The following is a 15,447-nucleotide window of genomic DNA, read 5'->3' on the forward strand; positions in this document are numbered from 1 at the left end:
AGGAAGCGCCGTGTCCCTTCACCCGGTCACCGACCACGCGTTGTGCCCTCGCCTCCTCGGTGAGATCCGCTCCGACCGGCCGCTGATCGTCGCGGCCGTGGAGGAGGAGGCCGCCCACCTGGACGGCCGGTTCCCCCTCCTGGTCACCGGGATGGGAAAGGTCAACGCGGCGGCCGCCCTCGCCCTCGCCCTGTCCCGGGGCGAGCGCCCCGGCGAGATCGTCAACCTGGGCACGGCCGGGGCGCTGAAGGAGGGCCTGTCGGGCCTCCACGAGATCTCCCGGGTCGTCCAGCACGACCTCGACACGGCCCTCCTGCACAAAATCAGCGGCCGCGTCTACGGTGCTCCCCTCACCGTCGGCGCGGGCCGCGGGCCCACCCTGGCGACCGGGGACACCTTCGTCACGGACTCCGCCGTCCGTGAACGGCTCGCCCTCGAGGCCGACCTCGTCGACATGGAGGGGTACGCCGTCGCCACCGTGGCACAGCACCTCGACATCCCCGTACGCCTCGTCAAGTTCGTCAGCGACAGCGCCGACGAGGACGCACGCACCACCTGGCCCGAGGCCCTCGACCACGCCGCCGGGATCCTGGCCGGCTGGGTCGAGAAGCACATCCCTCACCCCGCACGCCCCGCCGTCTCCCCCGCCGCACCCGCACGTCCGTCACCTTCACCGTCCACCCGCTGTCAGCGCCCCACGCCGCATAGGGCTGCACCGCCGACAGCCCCCGCACCCAAGGGAGCGCTGTGTCTCATCGCCTGTTCACTTCGGAGTCCGTGACAGAGGGACACCCCGACAAGATCGCCGACCAGATCAGCGACACCATTCTCGACGCCCTGCTGCGCCAGGACCCCACCTCACGCGTGGCCGTGGAAACACTGATCACCACCGGCCTGGTGCACGTGGCCGGCGAGGTCGCGACCACGGCCTACGTGCCCATCGCCCAGCTCGTCCGGGACAAGATCCTGGAGATCGGCTACGACTCCTCCGTCAAGGGCTTCGACGGCCTGTCGTGCGGGGTGTCCACGTCGATCGGCACGCAGTCCCCCGACATCGCCCAGGGCGTCGACTCCGCGTACGAGAAGCGCGCCGGGAACGGGGACAGCGACAACCTGGACCAGCAGGGCGCCGGCGACCAGGGCCTGATGTTCGGCTACGCGACGGACGAGACGCCGGAACTGATGCCGCTGCCGATCCATCTGGCGCACCGGCTCTCCCACCGGCTGTCCGAGGTCCGCAAGAACGGCACGATCCCCTACCTCCGTCCCGACGGCAAGACGCAGGTCACCATCGAGTACGACGGCGACCGGGCGGTCCGGCTGGACACCGTCGTCGTGTCCTCCCAGCACTCCGCGGACATCGACCTGGACTCCCTTCTCGCCCCCGACATCCGGGAGTTCGTGGTGGAGCCGGAGGTGCGGGCGCTGGCGGACAACGGCATCAAGCTGGACACCGAGGGCTACCGCCTGCTGGTCAACCCGACCGGCCGCTTCGAGATCGGCGGCCCGATGGGCGACGCCGGCCTGACCGGCCGCAAGATCATCATCGACACGTACGGCGGCATGGCCCGCCACGGCGGCGGCGCCTTCTCCGGCAAGGACCCCTCCAAGGTCGACCGCTCGGCCGCGTACGCGATGCGCTGGGTCGCCAAGAACGTCGTCGCCGCGGGTCTCGCCTCGCGCTGCGAGGTCCAGGTCGCCTACGCCATCGGCAAGGCGCGGCCGGTCGGCCTGTTCGTGGAGACCTTCGGCACCCACACGGTCGACGTCGACCGGATCGAGAAGGCCATCGACGAGGTCTTCGACCTGCGCCCGGCCGCGATCATCCGCGACCTCGACCTGCTGCGCCCGATCTACGCGCAGACCGCCGCCTACGGCCACTTCGGCCGCGAGGGCGACGGCTTCACCTGGGAGCGCACCGACCGCGTCAACGCGCTGCGCACGGCGGTCGGCCTCTAAGAGTCACCCCGTAATGGGGTGCCATCCGTCCAGTTCCTGTTCGGGTGTGCCGCCACGAGGTGGGGCGTTCCCTACTGGGGCTGCTGTTCCGACGTGGGCCTTGTGCCGCTTGTTCGCGGGTTGGGTCTCATTCGGGGTGGGCCGGTACCGGGCGGTGGTTTTTTGCCGAGCAGAGGCCCGCGGCCCCGGGGTTCCAGGGGTGCGGGCTGCCGCGTGGGTGCGGCCCCGGGTGGGGCGGGCACCGCGCTGCGGTTGACTCGACAGGGCTTCTTGCAGCCCTTCTGAGAAAAGTAGCTGTGTCATGCGGGCCTGGACAACGTCCAGGCCCGCAGTGCTGGGGTCGGCCGGGTCGGTGAAACGGACGTGTGAGGCAAGGGCTGCGGAGACCATGTCCCGGTCGGCGGTGAGCCCGCAGGAGATACAGCGGTGCACGCGTTCGGCGAGTGTCTTCCTGACTTCTGCGCCGCACAGGCAGGTCTGCGACAGTTTCGTCGTGAACGTCGACGCCCGCAGGAGGCGGCCACCGGCCTTCTCACACTCGCGGCCGATCGCGGTGATCAGACGGCCCGGCGTGGTGGCCTGGAGGGCTTTGCCCCACAGGCGGTACCAGGTGCGGATGTCGCAGTCCTCGACAGTGAGCCGCGCACCGTGAGTTCCCACGATCTGTTCGGCGATGCGCCGTGCACGGTGGTCTTTCGCCGCGGCTACGGTCGCAGCGGCCTCCGCGAGGCGGGCCCGGTTGAGGCGGTAGCCGGCCGACAGTCCGTCGCGCCGGTACGCCTGCCGCGGCACACCGGCTCTGTTCGCGCTCCGGGCACCGCCGGGAACCTGGTCGGTGCGAGCGGGCAGGCCGACTGTCTCGCGACGCTTGGTCCGGGCCTGCTGCCGTTTCGACGGCACGTACTGCACCGGGTTGGTGGCCCGGCGGGACCGGTCGAGTGCGCGTTTGCGCCCCCGTTCCTTCCGGCGGGCTTTCTCGAGCGCGGCGAGCTCGACGTCGGTGAGCTCGACACGACTGGTCTGTATCGTGCCGTCAGCGGGGTCGAACGTGCCCGGGAACGAGATGACGGACAGGTTGGTGACGTTCCCGTCGATGCCCCCGACCCGGTCCAGGCCGGCCGCGGCTTGGCGGCGGGCTCGGGTTTCCGGGGACGCGTACCCGCTGGTGAGGACCATCAGGTGCGCCTCGTACGCCCACCCGCCGGGTGCTGACGTGTCACGGCGGCGGACAAGGTCGACCTTGTGCCAGGTGCTGGGGTTGTTCAGGAAGTGGAGCAAGCGGGGCCAGCGGCCGGCGCCGGACGGCAGCCGGACCGGGAGGACCAGGTCGCCGCGGCGGGAGTCCGCGCCGCCGGCGAACACCAGCGTGAGCGGACCGGTGTGGTCCCACCAGGTCGCGGCCCGGGTCCTGGGTGTGCCTTTCGCCGTGGTCTCACCGGTCGACACCCGGCCAGCGGGGCGGGTCGGTGCAGGCAGCCGTCGTGGCTGCTCGAGCACCTTCGTCCCCGCCGGTAACTCGGCCGCCTGCTCCGGCGTGAGCAAATGAGGGCCCAGGTCCCGGTGCCGGTAGGCGGAGAGGTGGCCGGCGAGCGTGCCGTGGAGCTTGAACGTCTCCCACTTCCGGCCCGTCGTGTGTGACCGGGCGCGGCCGGGTATCCGGGTGTAGTCCCACCAGGGTCCGGTCTTCGGACGGCCGGCCCTGCGACCTGAAGCGTCCGGAAACAGGTGCCGAGCGGTGCCTTCCCAGACCTCGTCGGCCTGGTGCATCACCAGAGCTTTGGTGACGTGATGCCCGAGGTGGCGGGAGCGTTCCATGTGCTGGTAGCCGCGTTGTTCCATCCCCTCCCGGGAAAGGCCCAGGACGGCACGCCACGCCTTCGCATCTTCCTCGCGGCGCACGTCGCCGGCCCAGTACGCGTCGACCGCAGCACGCGCGTCCCGCTGCAGTGCCCTCTTCACCGATCCCATCGCCGTATACAGCTGTTCCGCCCGGGACGCGTCCTCGGGGCGGTGGACGTCCAACGGCAGGCTGATGACCGCGAGTTCGGTGTCCTCACCACGTTTCCAGCTAGGCCCCTTGTTCTTCCCTCGGAACCTGCGCGCGGGAGTAGCGTCGGAAACAGAAGACACGCGTCGCGGACTTGCAGTCATAGGCCTTCCACCTCCTTTTCTGGACGCGCCGGGGTATGCAGATCTGTCCGGTCGGCAGTCGGCTCGGCAATCACAAGGAGACTAACTGCCGCCGCTGACAACGAGCCCCGCACACAGATGCGTTGGCTGGCTACGATCACGGTCATGCGTCTACGGCTCGCCCATTGCACTCCCACTGACCTGCGGGCATGGACCGGGCTGACCGAACCACAGCTGCACCGGCTCGTCGCACGGCTCTGGGAGAAGATGCCGGATGCAGGCCGCGGCCGGCCCTGGGCGCTGCCGTTCCTCGACCGGGTCCTCCTGCTCGTCCTCGCCTACCGGACCAACCTGACAATGCAGCAACTCGGTTTCCTGTTCGGCATCTCCGACTCCGCGGTGCACCGCACTGTCGACCGTCTCGCCAGCCCTCTAGCCGAACTCCTCGGGCCGCCGCCCACCGACCGCAGGGAACTCTGGCTCGTCGACGGCACACTCATTCCCGTCCACGACAAAGCAAGGACGGCGAAGTCGAAGAACTACCGGCGCAGTGTCAACGTGCAGGTCGTCTGCCGGGCCCGCGACCGACGCGTGGTAGCCGTCGGAGACGCCTGGCCCGGAAACCGCAACGACAGCGTCGTCTTCCGCGAAACAGTCGGACGAACCCTGTCCGACCATCCACGGCTACCGCGGAAACGACCGCATCCGCACACCCCGGCGTGGGCCGGACGGCCGGATCGTCAAAGACCGAAACCACCGACGGTTCCGTAAACGACGAGCCGTGGCCGAGCATGTGATCGCCCGCCTGAAAGACCACCAGATCCTCGGCCAATGCCAATGCCAATGCCGACGCCGCGGCAATGGCATCGATCACGCCGTCGCAGGCGTCGCCGCACTCCACAACCTCAAGTTGGAAATCCGGTAACCCACACTGCCACCCCACCCCGGCATGCCCGACAGCTCATTGCGGGACATCTCTTAGACCCGCCTCGCCACAGCGACGCGGTCCTGGCCGCCTCGCACACGTATCGGGCCCGGCGTCCTCAGGGGACGCCGGGCCCCGGTGTTCCCACGGGACGCCTGCGGCGGGCCGTGACGGGGCGGACTCCCCGCGGACGACGCGCGAAGCCGGGCCGGACACGGCGGCGCCGCCCACCCTGCAGGAAGCGGCCCGGCCGCTCCCCCGGGGCGAACCGGTTCTGGCTCCGGGGCTCGACGCCGCCGGGCCGAGGGTGGGCGGCGGGCCGGGGACGGGCGGACCCGGGGGTCAGGCGTGGGGCGCGTACGCGTGCAGCCGCTTGGTCCACTCCGGTGCGGCGAGCGCCTGCGCGGCATTGCGCGGGACGCTGAAGTGCACGTCCCGGCTGTCGTCGTCCAGCGGCGTGGGAGTGACCAGGAGCGACCACGGCACGGGGCTGGCGGGGAACTCGAACCAGAACGGCCGTCCCGCGCCGAAGTCGATCTCGTAGACGGGCAGCCGGCTGACGTTGTTGACCGCAACGGTTCCCCCGAAGGCGTCCAGGGCCATGCGGCTCAGGACGAGGTGGGTGCGGCAGGCGTCGCGCTGGGCCTGCAGGAAGGCGACTTCGTCGCGGACCCGGTCGGCGGTGATGCCGTCGACGGCCCGGCGGACGGTCGCGACGGTGTCGGCGAGGGAGGCGGCGCGCAGTTCTCCGGCCGGCAGGGCCGGGGTGACGTTGGTGACGGCGTTGCCCCAGTATCCGTCGGGCAGGGCCGCGCGCAGGGCGGAGCGCAGGCCGACGACCATGCCGAGCCGTTCCACGCTGTCGTCGGGGCGCGCCCGCAGCTCGGCGAGGACCTTCCACAGGTGGGCGCTGAGGGCGTCGCCGCTGGAGACCCGCAGGCCGCTGCCGGCGAGCCCGGCGCGGGCGTGCTCCTTCAGCGCCCGTATCTCGTCGGCGGCGAAGCGCAGGGTGACGGTGCGCACGCGCCGCGCGCCGGCGTTGACCCGGAGGATGAAGCGGGCCTTCTGAGGTCCGGACACCAGGGCGTACTGGGTGCTGTGCCGTGCGGCGTCCGGCGCGGCGCCCTGCGCGACGCCGTCCAGGAGCGTGCGGGCGTACGGCGCCGCGCGGTGCTCCTCGCCGTGGTGGACGCGTGACCAGTGCCGCAGGAAGTCGAGGTATCCCGCGCCGTCGACGATGCTGTGGTTGATCGCGATGCCGAGGACCGAACCGCCGCCGCGCATATGGGTGACCCGCACGGTCAGCAGGGGGGTGTCGTGCCCGACGATCCGGAAGGCGCTGGCCTTGTGGAGGTAGGAGCCGATGTCGTCCTTGGCCGAGCGGCCGAGTCCGTACGCGGGCATGGGCCGGTCGCTGTGGCTCTCGGTGAACGGGACGCCCGCGTCGTCGCAGACGACGCTGAGTCCGCGGTCGTCGTCGCGGACCAGCCGTCCGGTCAGCAGCGGGTAGTGCGGCAGGGTCGCGGCGAGCGAGGCGCGCAGCGCAGCGGCGTCCAGCGTCCGGCGGTAGTAGAAGGTGCGCGGGGTCGCGAACGTGCCGGTCATGAGGTCGTAGACACTCAGGCGCACGCGCTCCGCGCTCGCCGCGCCGGCCCGGACGGTGACGGTGTGGTGCCGTGTCCGGGACGCAGCTGAAGAGTTGTTCACTGTGCCTCACTGAGATCGGCCTGCGGGCGCGCCTGTTGACCTGACACTCCAGCGTTCCGCGGACCGGGCGAGGAAATCCCTAGTCCTCGTCCGCGGGCCGTCGTGGTGGGTGTGCGGGCGGCCGACGGCCGTGCGCGGGGCCGGTTTTGGTGGATCCCTAGACTTGTCCGGCAGCGCTGGGCACGCCGGTGCGCGGTGTGTTGGGCTGGGTTTCCCGGACGGCAGACACCGGTCCGGGGACCCCGCTCGCACTTCCTGCCGTCGAGGCCACGGCTCCGTCCCCGCCGGCAGCCACAGGGAGGCCACCAGCCGATGGGCAACGACAAGACAGAGATCCTCGACCTGGTACGCGAGTACCACCGCAGTAACGCGTCCTCGGGATTCGTGCCCGGTATCACGTCCGTCATGGCCTCCGGTGCCGTCCTCGACGAGGAGGACCGTGTCGCGATGGTCGAGGCGGCCCTGGACCTGCGGATCGCCGCCGGACCGAGCTCACGCAAGCTGGAACGCGCGCTGGCCAAGTACTTCGGCCTGCGCAAGGCGCATCTGACGAACTCCGGTTCGTCGGCGAACCTGCTGGCCCTCAGCTCGCTCACCTCGCCCCAGCTGGAGGACAGCCGTCTGGTGCCGGGCGACGAGGTGGTCACCGTGGCCGCCGGGTTCCCGACGACCGTCAACCCGATCCTCCAGAACGGTCTGGTGCCGGTCTTCACCGACATCGAGATCGGCACCTACAACCCGACGCCGGAGCGCATCGAGCAGGCGATCGGGCCGCGCACGCGGGCGATCATGGTGGCGCACGCGCTCGGCAACCCGTACGCCGTCGAGGAGATCGCGCAGATCGCCGACGACCATGGTCTGTTCCTCATCGAGGACAACTGCGACGCGCTGGGCAGTACCTACAACGGCCGTCTCACCGGCACGTTCGGTGACCTGGCGACCGAGAGCTTCTACCCGGCGCACCACATCACGATGGGTGAGGGCGGGGTGGTCCTGACGGACAACCTGGCGCTGGCCCGCATCGTGGAGTCCATGCGTGACTGGGGCCGGGACTGCTGGTGCGAGCCGGCCGAGGACAACCGCTGCTTCAAGCGGTTCGAGCACCAGATGGGGACGCTGCCGGCCGGCTACGACCACAAGTACATCTTCTCCCACGTGGGCTACAACCTGAAGTCGACCGACGTGCAGGCGGCCCTCGGGCTGCAGCAGTTGACGCACATCGACGAGTTCGGCAAGGCCAGGCGCCGCAACTGGGCGCGGCTGCGGGAGGGCCTGGACGGTCTTCCGCACCTGATCCTGCCGGAGGCGACGCCGGGCAGCGACCCGAGCTGGTTCGGTTTCGCCATCACCGTCGTGCCGGGGGCCCCGTTCGCGCCGGGGGCGCTGATCGACCACCTGGAGTACAGCAAGGTGGCCACCCGGCGCTTCTTCGCGGGCAACCTCACCCGTCACCCGGCGTACGAGGGGCGGGAGTTCCGGGTCAGCGGTCCGCTGACCAACAGCGACATCACCACCGAGAGCACGTTCTGGATCGGTGTGTTCCCCGGCCTGACGGACGAGATGATCGACTACAGCATCTCGACGGTGAGCGAGTTCGTCACGCTGCCCCACTGATGTCGGCCGGCCGGCCGGTGCGGTGCCGGCGGTGCTGCGCGGCCCAGCCCTGAAGGGTGTCGGCGGCGCGGGCGGCACCGCCGGCGTCGCGGACCGCGGCGCGCATCCGCCGCAGGGCGGCGGGGGTGCCTGGGTCGGCCAGCAGCCCGTTCACGGTGCGGGCGAGGACCTCGGCGTCGAGGCCGGTCCGCGACAGGGTGCGGCCGACCCCGCACTCCTCCAGCCGCTGTGCGCTGAGGCCGAGTTCGTGGGCGCGCGGGATGGCCACCACGGGCGTGGCGAAGTACAGGGCCTCCATGAGGCTGCCCATGCCGGCGTGGCAGACGAGGACGTCCGCGTGCGGCAGCACGGCGGGGTGCGGCAGCCACTCGTGGACCTCGACGTGCGCGGGCAGCGGTCCCAGCTGTGCGCGGTCGGCGCCGTGTCCGAGCGTCATCACGACGTGCCAGGAGGCCGGGTCGAAGGCCTGGGCGCAGGTGCGGAAGAAGTCGCCGCGGTCGCCCGACTCGGTGCCCAGGGACACCAGTGCGGTGCGCCGGCCGTCCGCCGGCGGCGACCAGAGGCCGGCCGGGGCCTCGGTGACCATGGGGCCCACGAACGCGAAGCGGTCGTCGAAGGTGTCGCCCTCGATCTGGAAGTCCCGCGGCAGGAAGACGAGGTTGTGCTCGTCCCACTCGGTGCCGTAGCGGCTCATCTCGTCCAGGCCGATGCCGTGTTCGCCCATGAACTCGATGAGGACGCCGGCGCCCTTGGCCATGACCGGGTCGGCCCGGTCCCACATCTGGGCGCGCAGGGAGAAGGTCTCGTTCGCCGCGTGGCTGGGGAACATCTGCACCGGCAGGGCGTCGAGGACCCGGGCGGCGACCCGTCCGGCGGCGACGTTCTCGAAGTCGTAGAGGACGGCGTCCGGGGGGTCCTGGGCGAGGGCGGTCAGGGCGGCGGGGAACACGGTGCGGATGGTGTCCACCAGCAACGCGTAGCCCTCCGCGGCCAGTTGGCCGGGGGCCGGGTCGGCGGCGCGGTAGAACTCGCCGCGCGCGGAGGTGTAGGTGACGGCGCGGGCGCCCGCCTCCTCGACCAGGCCGGCGTACCGCTCGTCCACGACGTAGGTCACCCGGTGGCCGGCGGCGATGAGCGCGCGGGCGACGCCGAGGCTCGGAGCGACGTGCCCGAAGTCCGCGAAGGGCAGGACGGCGCAGTGGAGCGGGCGGGGGTCGGTGCGGTGCGGCATCGGCTGTTCCTTCGGTACGGCGGTGGCCTCGGACGGTGCGCCCGCGGCCGCCGGGGAGAGAGGCGGGCCCGCTGCCGGGGAACCGGTCACGTGCCGCGCAGCGCCGCGTAGTGGGCGAGGCAGTCCTCGTAGCGCGGCAGCAGGCCTGTGCGGCGGGCGGTGGCGACGGCGACGGCCCGGGAGTCCTTGGCCGACATCAGCGGGGTCTCCGACAGCTGCCACGGTAAGTCCAGTTCGGCGTCGAGGGGGTCGATGTCGACCTGGGTGCCGGGGACGAACTCGGTGGAGCACAGGTAGGAGACGCAGGTGTCGTCGGTGAGGGCGAGGAAGCCGTGCACGAGCCCTTCGGAGACGAAGACGCTGTCGCCGGACTCGGCGCTCATCCAGTTCGCCTCGTGTGCGCCGAAGGTGGGCGAGCCGAGGCGCACGTCGACGACGATGTCGAGGATCGCGCCGCGTACGACGCACACGACCTTCGCCTGGCCGGGTGGCAGCAGGGTGCCGTGGAGCCCGCGCAGGGTGCTCTTGCGGGAGACCGAGTAGTTCACCTGCACGAGGGGCACCGGTCTGCCGATCTCCTCGGCCAGCCTGTCGTGGCGGAACGACTCGTAGAAGTTCCCGCGCACATCACCGATCTTGTGCGGTGTGATGTGGAAAGCGTCCGGCACAGCCATCTCTCGAACCTTCATGGTGGCAGCACCATAGGGCGGGCCGGTCGAGGACCGTTGAAGAGCCGCACAGGGCACGGTCGAGTCGAACGGTCCTGGAGGGGTCCTCGATCGCCGGATGCCACAGTGACCGCGCAAAACCGACGTCCGCCGCCGTGGCGCACGGGACGACGTACGGGTGCGGGGCGACCCGGGCCAAAAGGGGGAGCGGCATGTCGCTGGTCGGTACGCAGGGAGTGCCCGGAGCGCCGGGCGGATCGTCCGGCCGGGTGGTCGTCCTCGGCGCGACCGGTTTCGTCGGCCGGCACGCGGGCGCGGCCCTGGAGGCGGCCGGTCATGAGGTCCTCGCCGTCGCGCGGCAGGCCGCGAAGACCCCGGCCTCGTGGCAGTTCTGCCCGATGGACCTGGTCAAGGACGGGCCGGCCGCGCTGACGCGGCTGATCGACGCGGAGCGTCCGGTGGCCGTCGTCAACGCGGCCGGCGTGGCCTGGTCGTCGTCGGTCGGCGTCATGCGGCAGGGCAACCAGCTGCTCGTGGAGCAGCTGCTGGCGGCGCTGGACGCCGCCTCGTGGCAGCCGCGCCTGGTGCATCTGGGCTCGGTGCACGAGTACACGCCGCAGCCCGCGGGCGTCCTGCTCGCCGAGGACTCCCCCACCCGCCCGGGGACGGACTACGGGCAGTCGAAACTGCTCGGCAGCCAGGCCGTCCTGCGCTCCGCCCAGGAGGGCCGGACGAACGCGGTGGTGCTGCGGCTGTCGAACGTCATCGGCTCCGGGATCCCGCCCGGCAGCCTGCTGGGCCGGGTGGCGCGGCAGCTGCTCGCCCGGCCGGCGCCGGGTGAGCCCGTCACGGTGCAGCTGTCCCCGCTGCGCAGCAGCCGGGACTTCGTCGACGCCAAGGACGCGTCCGAGGCGGTGGTGGCCGCGACACGGACGCCGCGGGCGCGGGGCAGGGTGGTGAACATCGGCAGCGGCACCTCGCTGCATGTGCGCACCGTGGTCGACCGGCTGATCGCGGCGAGCGGGCGGGCGGTGCGGCTGGTCGAGGACACCGGCGGTACGGTGCGGCCCGCCGCGGACGCGGACTGGATGTGCGTGGACGTCACCGCGGCGCGTGAGCTGCTGGGCTGGTCGCCCCGCCGCGGGCCCGAGGAGGCCGTACGGGACCTGTGGGAGGCGGCGGAGTGCTCCGTCTGAGCCGCGCCGCCGGGCCGCGTGCGGCCGGCGGCGCGCCGACGCGTGGGCGCGGGCACGGGGAGACCGGTGACCTGGCCCGCCGAACAGCTCACCGCGCGGGCACGCGGGCAGGGAAGGGCCGGGGGCGGGCGTGAGCCCGTCCGGCGGCTCCCTGGTCAGCCCGGCAGCAGGCTGAGGTCGGCGGTGGTGACCCGGTCCATGAGGACGTGCTGGCGGATCTGCTGCAGTCCCGCGGAGGGTTCCAGGCCCAGTTCGTCACGGAGCAGTTGGCGCAGCCGCTGGTAGACCTGGAGGGCCTCGCTGCTGCGGCCGCAGCGCTGGAGCGCGATGATGAGGCCGCCCTGGAACCACTCGTGGAGCGGGTAGGTGCTGGCCAGTTCCTTGAGTTCGGCGACGAGTTCGCGGTGCTGGCCGAGTCCGAGCCCCGCGGTGATGCGCAGCTCCAGGGCGTGCATGTGGAGCTCCTCCAGGCGCAGCGCGTACGCCTGGAGGCAGGGGCCCTGGCCGATGTCGGCGAACGGCTGGCCGGACCACCAGGCCAGTGCGGTCTGGAGGCGTTCGGTGGCCGTGCGGGCGTCACCGGCCTCGATCGCGGACCGTGCCTGGACGGTGAGCCGTTCGAACTCCTCGGCGTCGTAGTCGCCGGGGGCCACCCGCAGGATGTAGCCGGTGGCCCGGGTGACGAGCGGTCCCGTTCCGGCGGCCGTCTCGTCGTCGCTCTGCAGGAGTTTGCGCAGCTGGTAGACGTAGGTCTGGACGGTGGCGGTGGCGCTGCGCGGCGGGGTGCGCTCCCACAGTTCGCCGGCGATCGCGGAGATCGACACCAGGGTGTTGCGGCGGGCCAGCAGCAGCGCCAGCATCTGGCGGACCTTCGGAGCGGTGGGTGTCACGGGCCGTCCGTCCCGGGTCACCTCGAGCAGTCCCAGGGTGCGGAAGGTCAGCATGCGGGGGTCCCGGTCGCGGGCCCGTCGGCCTCGGTGGCGGCGGGCTCCCACCAGTCGCGGTTGTCGCGGTACCAGGCGACGGTCTCGGCGAGGCCCTCGGTGAAGTCCTTCTGCGGTTTGTAGCCCAGCTCGGTGTGGGCCTTGCTCCAGTCGACCGAGTAGCGGCGGTCGTGGCCCTTGCGGTCGGTGACGTACTCGACCTGGTCCCAGGACGCGCCGCACGCCTCCAGGAGGCGTTCGGTGAGCCGCCGGTTGTCGAGCTCGGTGCCGCCGCCGATGTTGTAGATCTCGCCGGCCCGTCCCCGGGTGCGGACCAGTTCGATGCCGCGGACGTGGTCGTCGATGTGCAGCCAGTCGCGCACGTTCATCCCGTCGCCGTACAGCGGGACCTTCCTGCCCTGCAGGAGGAGGCTGACGAAGAGCGGGATGATCTTCTCGGGGTACTGGTGGTGGCCGTAGTTGTTGGAGCAGCGGGTCACCCGTACGTCCAGGTCGTGGGAGCGGTGGTAGACCAGGGCGAGCAGGTCGCTGGCGGCCTTGGAGGCGGCGTAGGGCGAGTTGGGGTTCACGGACTGCTCCTCGGAGCAGGAGCCGGTCGAGATGGAGCCGTAGACCTCGTCGGTGGAGACGTGCACGAAGGTGCCGATGCCGTGCTGCAGTGCGGCGTCCAGGAGCACCTGGGTGCCCATGACGTTGGTGCGGACGAACTCGGCGGAGCTGGACAGCGAGCGGTCGACGTGCGACTCGGCCGCGAAGTGGACGACCTGGTCGTGCTCGGCGATGAGGGGGCCGACGACGTCCGGGTCGCAGATGTCGCCGACGACGAGCCGGAAGCGGGGGGAGTCGGCGACCTCGTCGAGGCTGGCCCGGTTGGCGGCGTAGGTGAAGGCGTCCAGGACGGTCACCGAGACGTCGTCGGGGCCGAGGGGGCCGAGGAGGGTGCGGACGTAGTGGGAACCGATGAAGCCGGCACCGCCGGTCACCAGGATGCGTGTCTGACTCATCGGGATTGCGGCGCCAGGTACCCCGTCGGGGTCGCGGTTGACGCCGTCCTCCTTCCTCGTGTGTGCGGTGTGGTGCGCGAATCCGGCCGGTGGGCCGGTCTGTTCGGGGCAACGGCTCGGGGCCGTGCGTTCGGGCCGTGCGTTCGGGGCGTGCGTTCGGGGCGTGCGTTCGGGCCGTGCGTTCGGGCCGTGCATTCGGGGCGGTGTCAGCGGCCGGCGACCAGTTGTTCCAGTTGGCCGACCAGGGCGCGCGGGCTGGGCAGGGCCGCGGACTCGTCCCGCAGCCGTCCCGCGGCGGCCGCGAACGACGGCTCCTCCACGAGCATGCGGGTGTGCACGAGGACCTGGCCGGCGTCGACGTCGCTGTGGTGGACGAAGATTCCGGCGCCGGCCTTCTGCACGGCGCGCCCGCGCAGTTCCTGGTCGGCGACGTTGGTCGACAGGGCGAGCTGCGGGACGCCGTTGACGAGGGCGGTCGCGAAGGAGCCCCAGCCGCCGTGGTGGATGACGGCGGAGCAGGTGGGCAGCAGCGTGTTCAGGGCGATCCCGCTGACGGCGCGCACGTTGGGGGGCAGGTCTCCGAGCTGTTCGGCCTGTTCGGGCATGAGCGCGGCGACCACGTCGACATCGAGAGCGCCCAGGGACCTGAGGATGTCGTGGAGGGGGACGTAGTCACCGCCGTAGGCCTCGCTGTTGGTGCGGCCGAGCGTGACGCACACCCGGGGCGACTTGGGCCGCTCGCGCAGCCAGTCCCACTGCACGGCGGGGCCGTTGTAGGGGATGTAGCGCATGGGCAGCTGGTGCAGTTCGCTCGGCAGTCGCAGGCTCGGGGGCAGGGTGTCGATCGTGAACTGGCCGTTGAGGAGTTCCTCGTCGCAGGACACGCCGTAGGTGCGGGCCCGTTCGTCGATCCACTCGGCGAGCGGGTCGGTGCGCTCGGCCTCGGGGACCTCGCGGGCGAGGTCGACGAAGGTGCGCCTGGCCTGTCCGTACACGTCGGCGCACCACAGCAGGCGGGCATGGGCCGCGCCGCAGGCGCGTGCGGCGACCGCGCCGGCGTAGGCGATGGGGTCGCGGATGACGAGGTCGGGCCGCCAGTCGCGGGCGAGGGCCACCATGTCGTCCATGACGGGGTCGTTGTAGCGGGCGAAGCCCCAGGGCACGCTGATCTCGTAGCGTTCGCGCAGGGTGGTCCAGTCGACCTGGCCGGGGCCGAGGTGGCTCCAGTTGGCGACGTCGGCGTCCTGGGACTCGCGGGCGAGGGCCATGTCCGCGTGCAGCAGGGTGTGGTCGTCGGTGCCCACGGGGGCGGCCACCAGACCGACCCCGGTGATGGCGGGAGTCAGCGACGGAGAGTTGGCCATCAGCACGTCGTGCCCGGCCGTGACGAAGGCCCAGGCCAGCGGCACCATGGTGTTCAGGTGCGACTTCTCCGACAGGCCGGCGAACAGAACGCGCATGGCATCCTCTCGTTCGTAGGAGGTCCGCGGCCGGGCCGCGGGACATCGAAGAGGGCCCGGCGGAAGGTGAGCCGGGCGCTGTCGCCCGGCCGGCTGCCGGACCCGCTCAGTCCTCCTGGAGGGTGATGGCACCCAGCGGGCAGGATTCGTGCGCTTCGCGGATCGCCTCGTGGTGGTCGCCTCCCGGCCGTTCGATCAGGAGCAGGGCGCGTCCGTCGGTCTCGTCCTGGTCGAAGACCTCGGGCGCGATCAGTACGCACTGACCCGCTCCCATGCACTTGTCCTGGTCGATCGCGATGTCCATGCCGGCCTTCCGCGTCGGGCGGTACGGGGGTGGCGCCCCGCTGCCGGGGCGTGCCCATCTTGGGGCGCGGGCAGGCCCGTTGCCGCGGTGGGCCGTCACTGTCTGGGATTTCCTCCAGAGATTGCGCCCGCCGCCGTGCCCTCGCGCGGGGGCCCGGCGGGCGGTACTCGGTGAATCCCTAGACTGCGCGGCCGTTCCTGGCCCCGCTCCGGCGCCGCGTGCTGGAGTGACGCGAGAGCCGGGCCCGTCGGGCGCCGGTCGAATTCGGCGCGTCGCGGGCCGCGACGCGACCGGGCCGCACGAGA

14 protein-coding genes are annotated in these 15,447 nt (G+C 71.7%); 6 read left to right on the forward strand and 8 right to left on the reverse strand.

What is annotated here, in order from left to right:
- Positions 1–10 precede the first annotated feature (10 nt).
- A complete protein-coding gene (locus tag HEP85_RS00560) occupies positions 11–781 on the forward strand; it encodes a nucleosidase (protein WP_369657512.1) in 771 nt (256 codons plus the stop codon).
- On the forward strand, positions 748–1,959 hold the full coding sequence (gene metK, locus HEP85_RS00565; RefSeq protein ID WP_168525116.1) for a methionine adenosyltransferase: 1,212 nt from the start codon (positions 748–750) through the stop codon (positions 1,957–1,959). The genes HEP85_RS00560 and metK overlap by 34 nt, the downstream gene beginning before the upstream one ends.
- 3 nt (positions 1,960–1,962) lie before the next feature.
- Here metK and HEP85_RS00570 read toward each other — a convergent pair whose 3' ends face one another.
- Complete coding sequence (locus HEP85_RS00570; protein WP_248001736.1) at positions 1,963–4,089, reverse strand: transposase; 2,127 nt, start codon at positions 4,087–4,089, stop codon at positions 1,963–1,965.
- Positions 4,090–4,254: 165 nt separating this feature from the next.
- On the opposite strand from HEP85_RS00570, the gene HEP85_RS00575 reads away from it, so the two are divergent.
- Entirely contained in the window at positions 4,255–4,860 is a 606-nt protein-coding gene (locus HEP85_RS00575; protein ID WP_248001737.1) for a transposase family protein, read from the forward strand.
- Between the two features lie 10 nt (positions 4,861–4,870).
- Positions 4,871–5,014, forward strand: a complete 144-nt coding sequence (locus HEP85_RS00580; protein ID WP_248001738.1) for a hypothetical protein — start codon at positions 4,871–4,873, stop codon at positions 5,012–5,014.
- A gap of 342 nt (positions 5,015–5,356) precedes the next feature.
- On the opposite strand, the gene HEP85_RS00585 is transcribed toward HEP85_RS00580, so the two are convergent.
- Complete coding sequence (locus tag HEP85_RS00585) at positions 5,357–6,721, reverse strand: acyltransferase (RefSeq protein ID WP_369657513.1); 1,365 nt, start codon at positions 6,719–6,721, stop codon at positions 5,357–5,359.
- A gap of 312 nt (positions 6,722–7,033) precedes the next feature.
- On the opposite strand from HEP85_RS00585, the gene rfbH reads away from it, so the two are divergent.
- Complete coding sequence (gene rfbH / locus HEP85_RS00590) at positions 7,034–8,335, forward strand: lipopolysaccharide biosynthesis protein RfbH (protein WP_168525120.1); 1,302 nt, start codon at positions 7,034–7,036, stop codon at positions 8,333–8,335.
- On the opposite strand, the gene HEP85_RS00595 is transcribed toward rfbH, so the two are convergent.
- Both HEP85_RS00595 and HEP85_RS00600 read right to left on the reverse strand, forming a co-directional pair.
- A complete protein-coding gene (locus HEP85_RS00595; RefSeq protein WP_356014515.1) occupies positions 8,319–9,566 on the reverse strand; it encodes a macrolide family glycosyltransferase in 1,248 nt (415 codons plus the stop codon). The two genes, rfbH and HEP85_RS00595, sit on opposite strands and share 17 nt — an antisense overlap.
- 86 nt (positions 9,567–9,652) lie before the next feature.
- Positions 9,653–10,240, reverse strand: coding sequence for a dTDP-4-dehydrorhamnose 3,5-epimerase family protein (locus HEP85_RS00600; protein WP_248001739.1), 588 nt, complete (start codon positions 10,238–10,240; stop codon positions 9,653–9,655).
- A 206-nt stretch (positions 10,241–10,446) separates the two neighbouring features.
- Between HEP85_RS00600 and HEP85_RS00605 the strand changes: the two genes are divergently transcribed.
- Entirely contained in the window at positions 10,447–11,430 is a 984-nt protein-coding gene (locus HEP85_RS00605) for an NAD(P)-dependent oxidoreductase (RefSeq protein WP_365226828.1), read from the forward strand.
- A gap of 155 nt (positions 11,431–11,585) precedes the next feature.
- On the opposite strand, the gene HEP85_RS00610 is transcribed toward HEP85_RS00605, so the two are convergent.
- The 4 genes from HEP85_RS00610 to HEP85_RS00625 all read right to left on the reverse strand — a co-directional run bounded on the left by HEP85_RS00610 (position 11,586) and on the right by HEP85_RS00625 (position 15,142).
- The gene (locus tag HEP85_RS00610) at positions 11,586–12,374 is read right to left on the reverse strand and encodes an AfsR/SARP family transcriptional regulator (RefSeq protein ID WP_168525124.1); all 789 of its coding nucleotides are present in this window, start codon (positions 12,372–12,374) and stop codon (positions 11,586–11,588) included.
- A complete protein-coding gene (rfbB, locus tag HEP85_RS00615) occupies positions 12,368–13,378 on the reverse strand; it encodes a dTDP-glucose 4,6-dehydratase (RefSeq protein ID WP_168525126.1) in 1,011 nt (336 codons plus the stop codon). Before rfbB ends, HEP85_RS00610 begins: the two co-directional genes overlap by 7 nt.
- A 206-nt stretch (positions 13,379–13,584) precedes the next feature.
- Positions 13,585–14,838 (reverse strand): activator-dependent family glycosyltransferase, encoded by a 1,254-nt coding sequence (locus tag HEP85_RS00620; protein WP_168525128.1) that lies wholly within the window; start codon positions 14,836–14,838, stop codon positions 13,585–13,587.
- Positions 14,839–14,944: 106 nt separating this feature from the next.
- Positions 14,945–15,142, reverse strand: coding sequence for a ferredoxin (locus HEP85_RS00625; protein ID WP_168525130.1), 198 nt, complete (start codon positions 15,140–15,142; stop codon positions 14,945–14,947).
- Positions 15,143–15,447 lie beyond the last annotated feature (305 nt).

Source organism: Streptomyces sp. RPA4-2 (genome assembly GCF_012273515.2).
Taxonomy (GTDB): domain Bacteria; phylum Actinomycetota; class Actinomycetes; order Streptomycetales; family Streptomycetaceae; genus Streptomyces; species Streptomyces kaempferi.

What these genes read in the sequence shown, in the direction of transcription:
- HEP85_RS00575 (WP_248001737.1), top strand. Translation starts at nt 4,255, where the DNA reads ATGCGTCTACGGCTCGCCCATTGCACTCCCACTGACCTGCGGGCATGG.
- rfbH (WP_168525120.1), top strand. Translation starts at nt 7,034, where the DNA reads ATGGGCAACGACAAGACAGAGATCCTCGACCTGGTACGCGAGTACCAC.
- HEP85_RS00595 (WP_356014515.1), bottom strand. Translation starts at nt 9,566, where the DNA reads ATGCCGCACCGCACCGACCCCCGCCCGCTCCACTGCGCCGTCCTGCCC.
- HEP85_RS00600 (WP_248001739.1), bottom strand. Translation starts at nt 10,240, where the DNA reads ATGGCTGTGCCGGACGCTTTCCACATCACACCGCACAAGATCGGTGAT.
- HEP85_RS00605 (WP_365226828.1), top strand. Translation starts at nt 10,447, where the DNA reads ATGTCGCTGGTCGGTACGCAGGGAGTGCCCGGAGCGCCGGGCGGATCG.
- HEP85_RS00610 (WP_168525124.1), bottom strand. Translation starts at nt 12,374, where the DNA reads ATGCTGACCTTCCGCACCCTGGGACTGCTCGAGGTGACCCGGGACGGA.
- rfbB (WP_168525126.1), bottom strand. Translation starts at nt 13,378, where the DNA reads ATGAGTCAGACACGCATCCTGGTGACCGGCGGTGCCGGCTTCATCGGT.
- HEP85_RS00620 (WP_168525128.1), bottom strand. Translation starts at nt 14,838, where the DNA reads ATGCGCGTTCTGTTCGCCGGCCTGTCGGAGAAGTCGCACCTGAACACC.
- HEP85_RS00625 (WP_168525130.1), bottom strand. Translation starts at nt 15,142, where the DNA reads ATGGACATCGCGATCGACCAGGACAAGTGCATGGGAGCGGGTCAGTGC.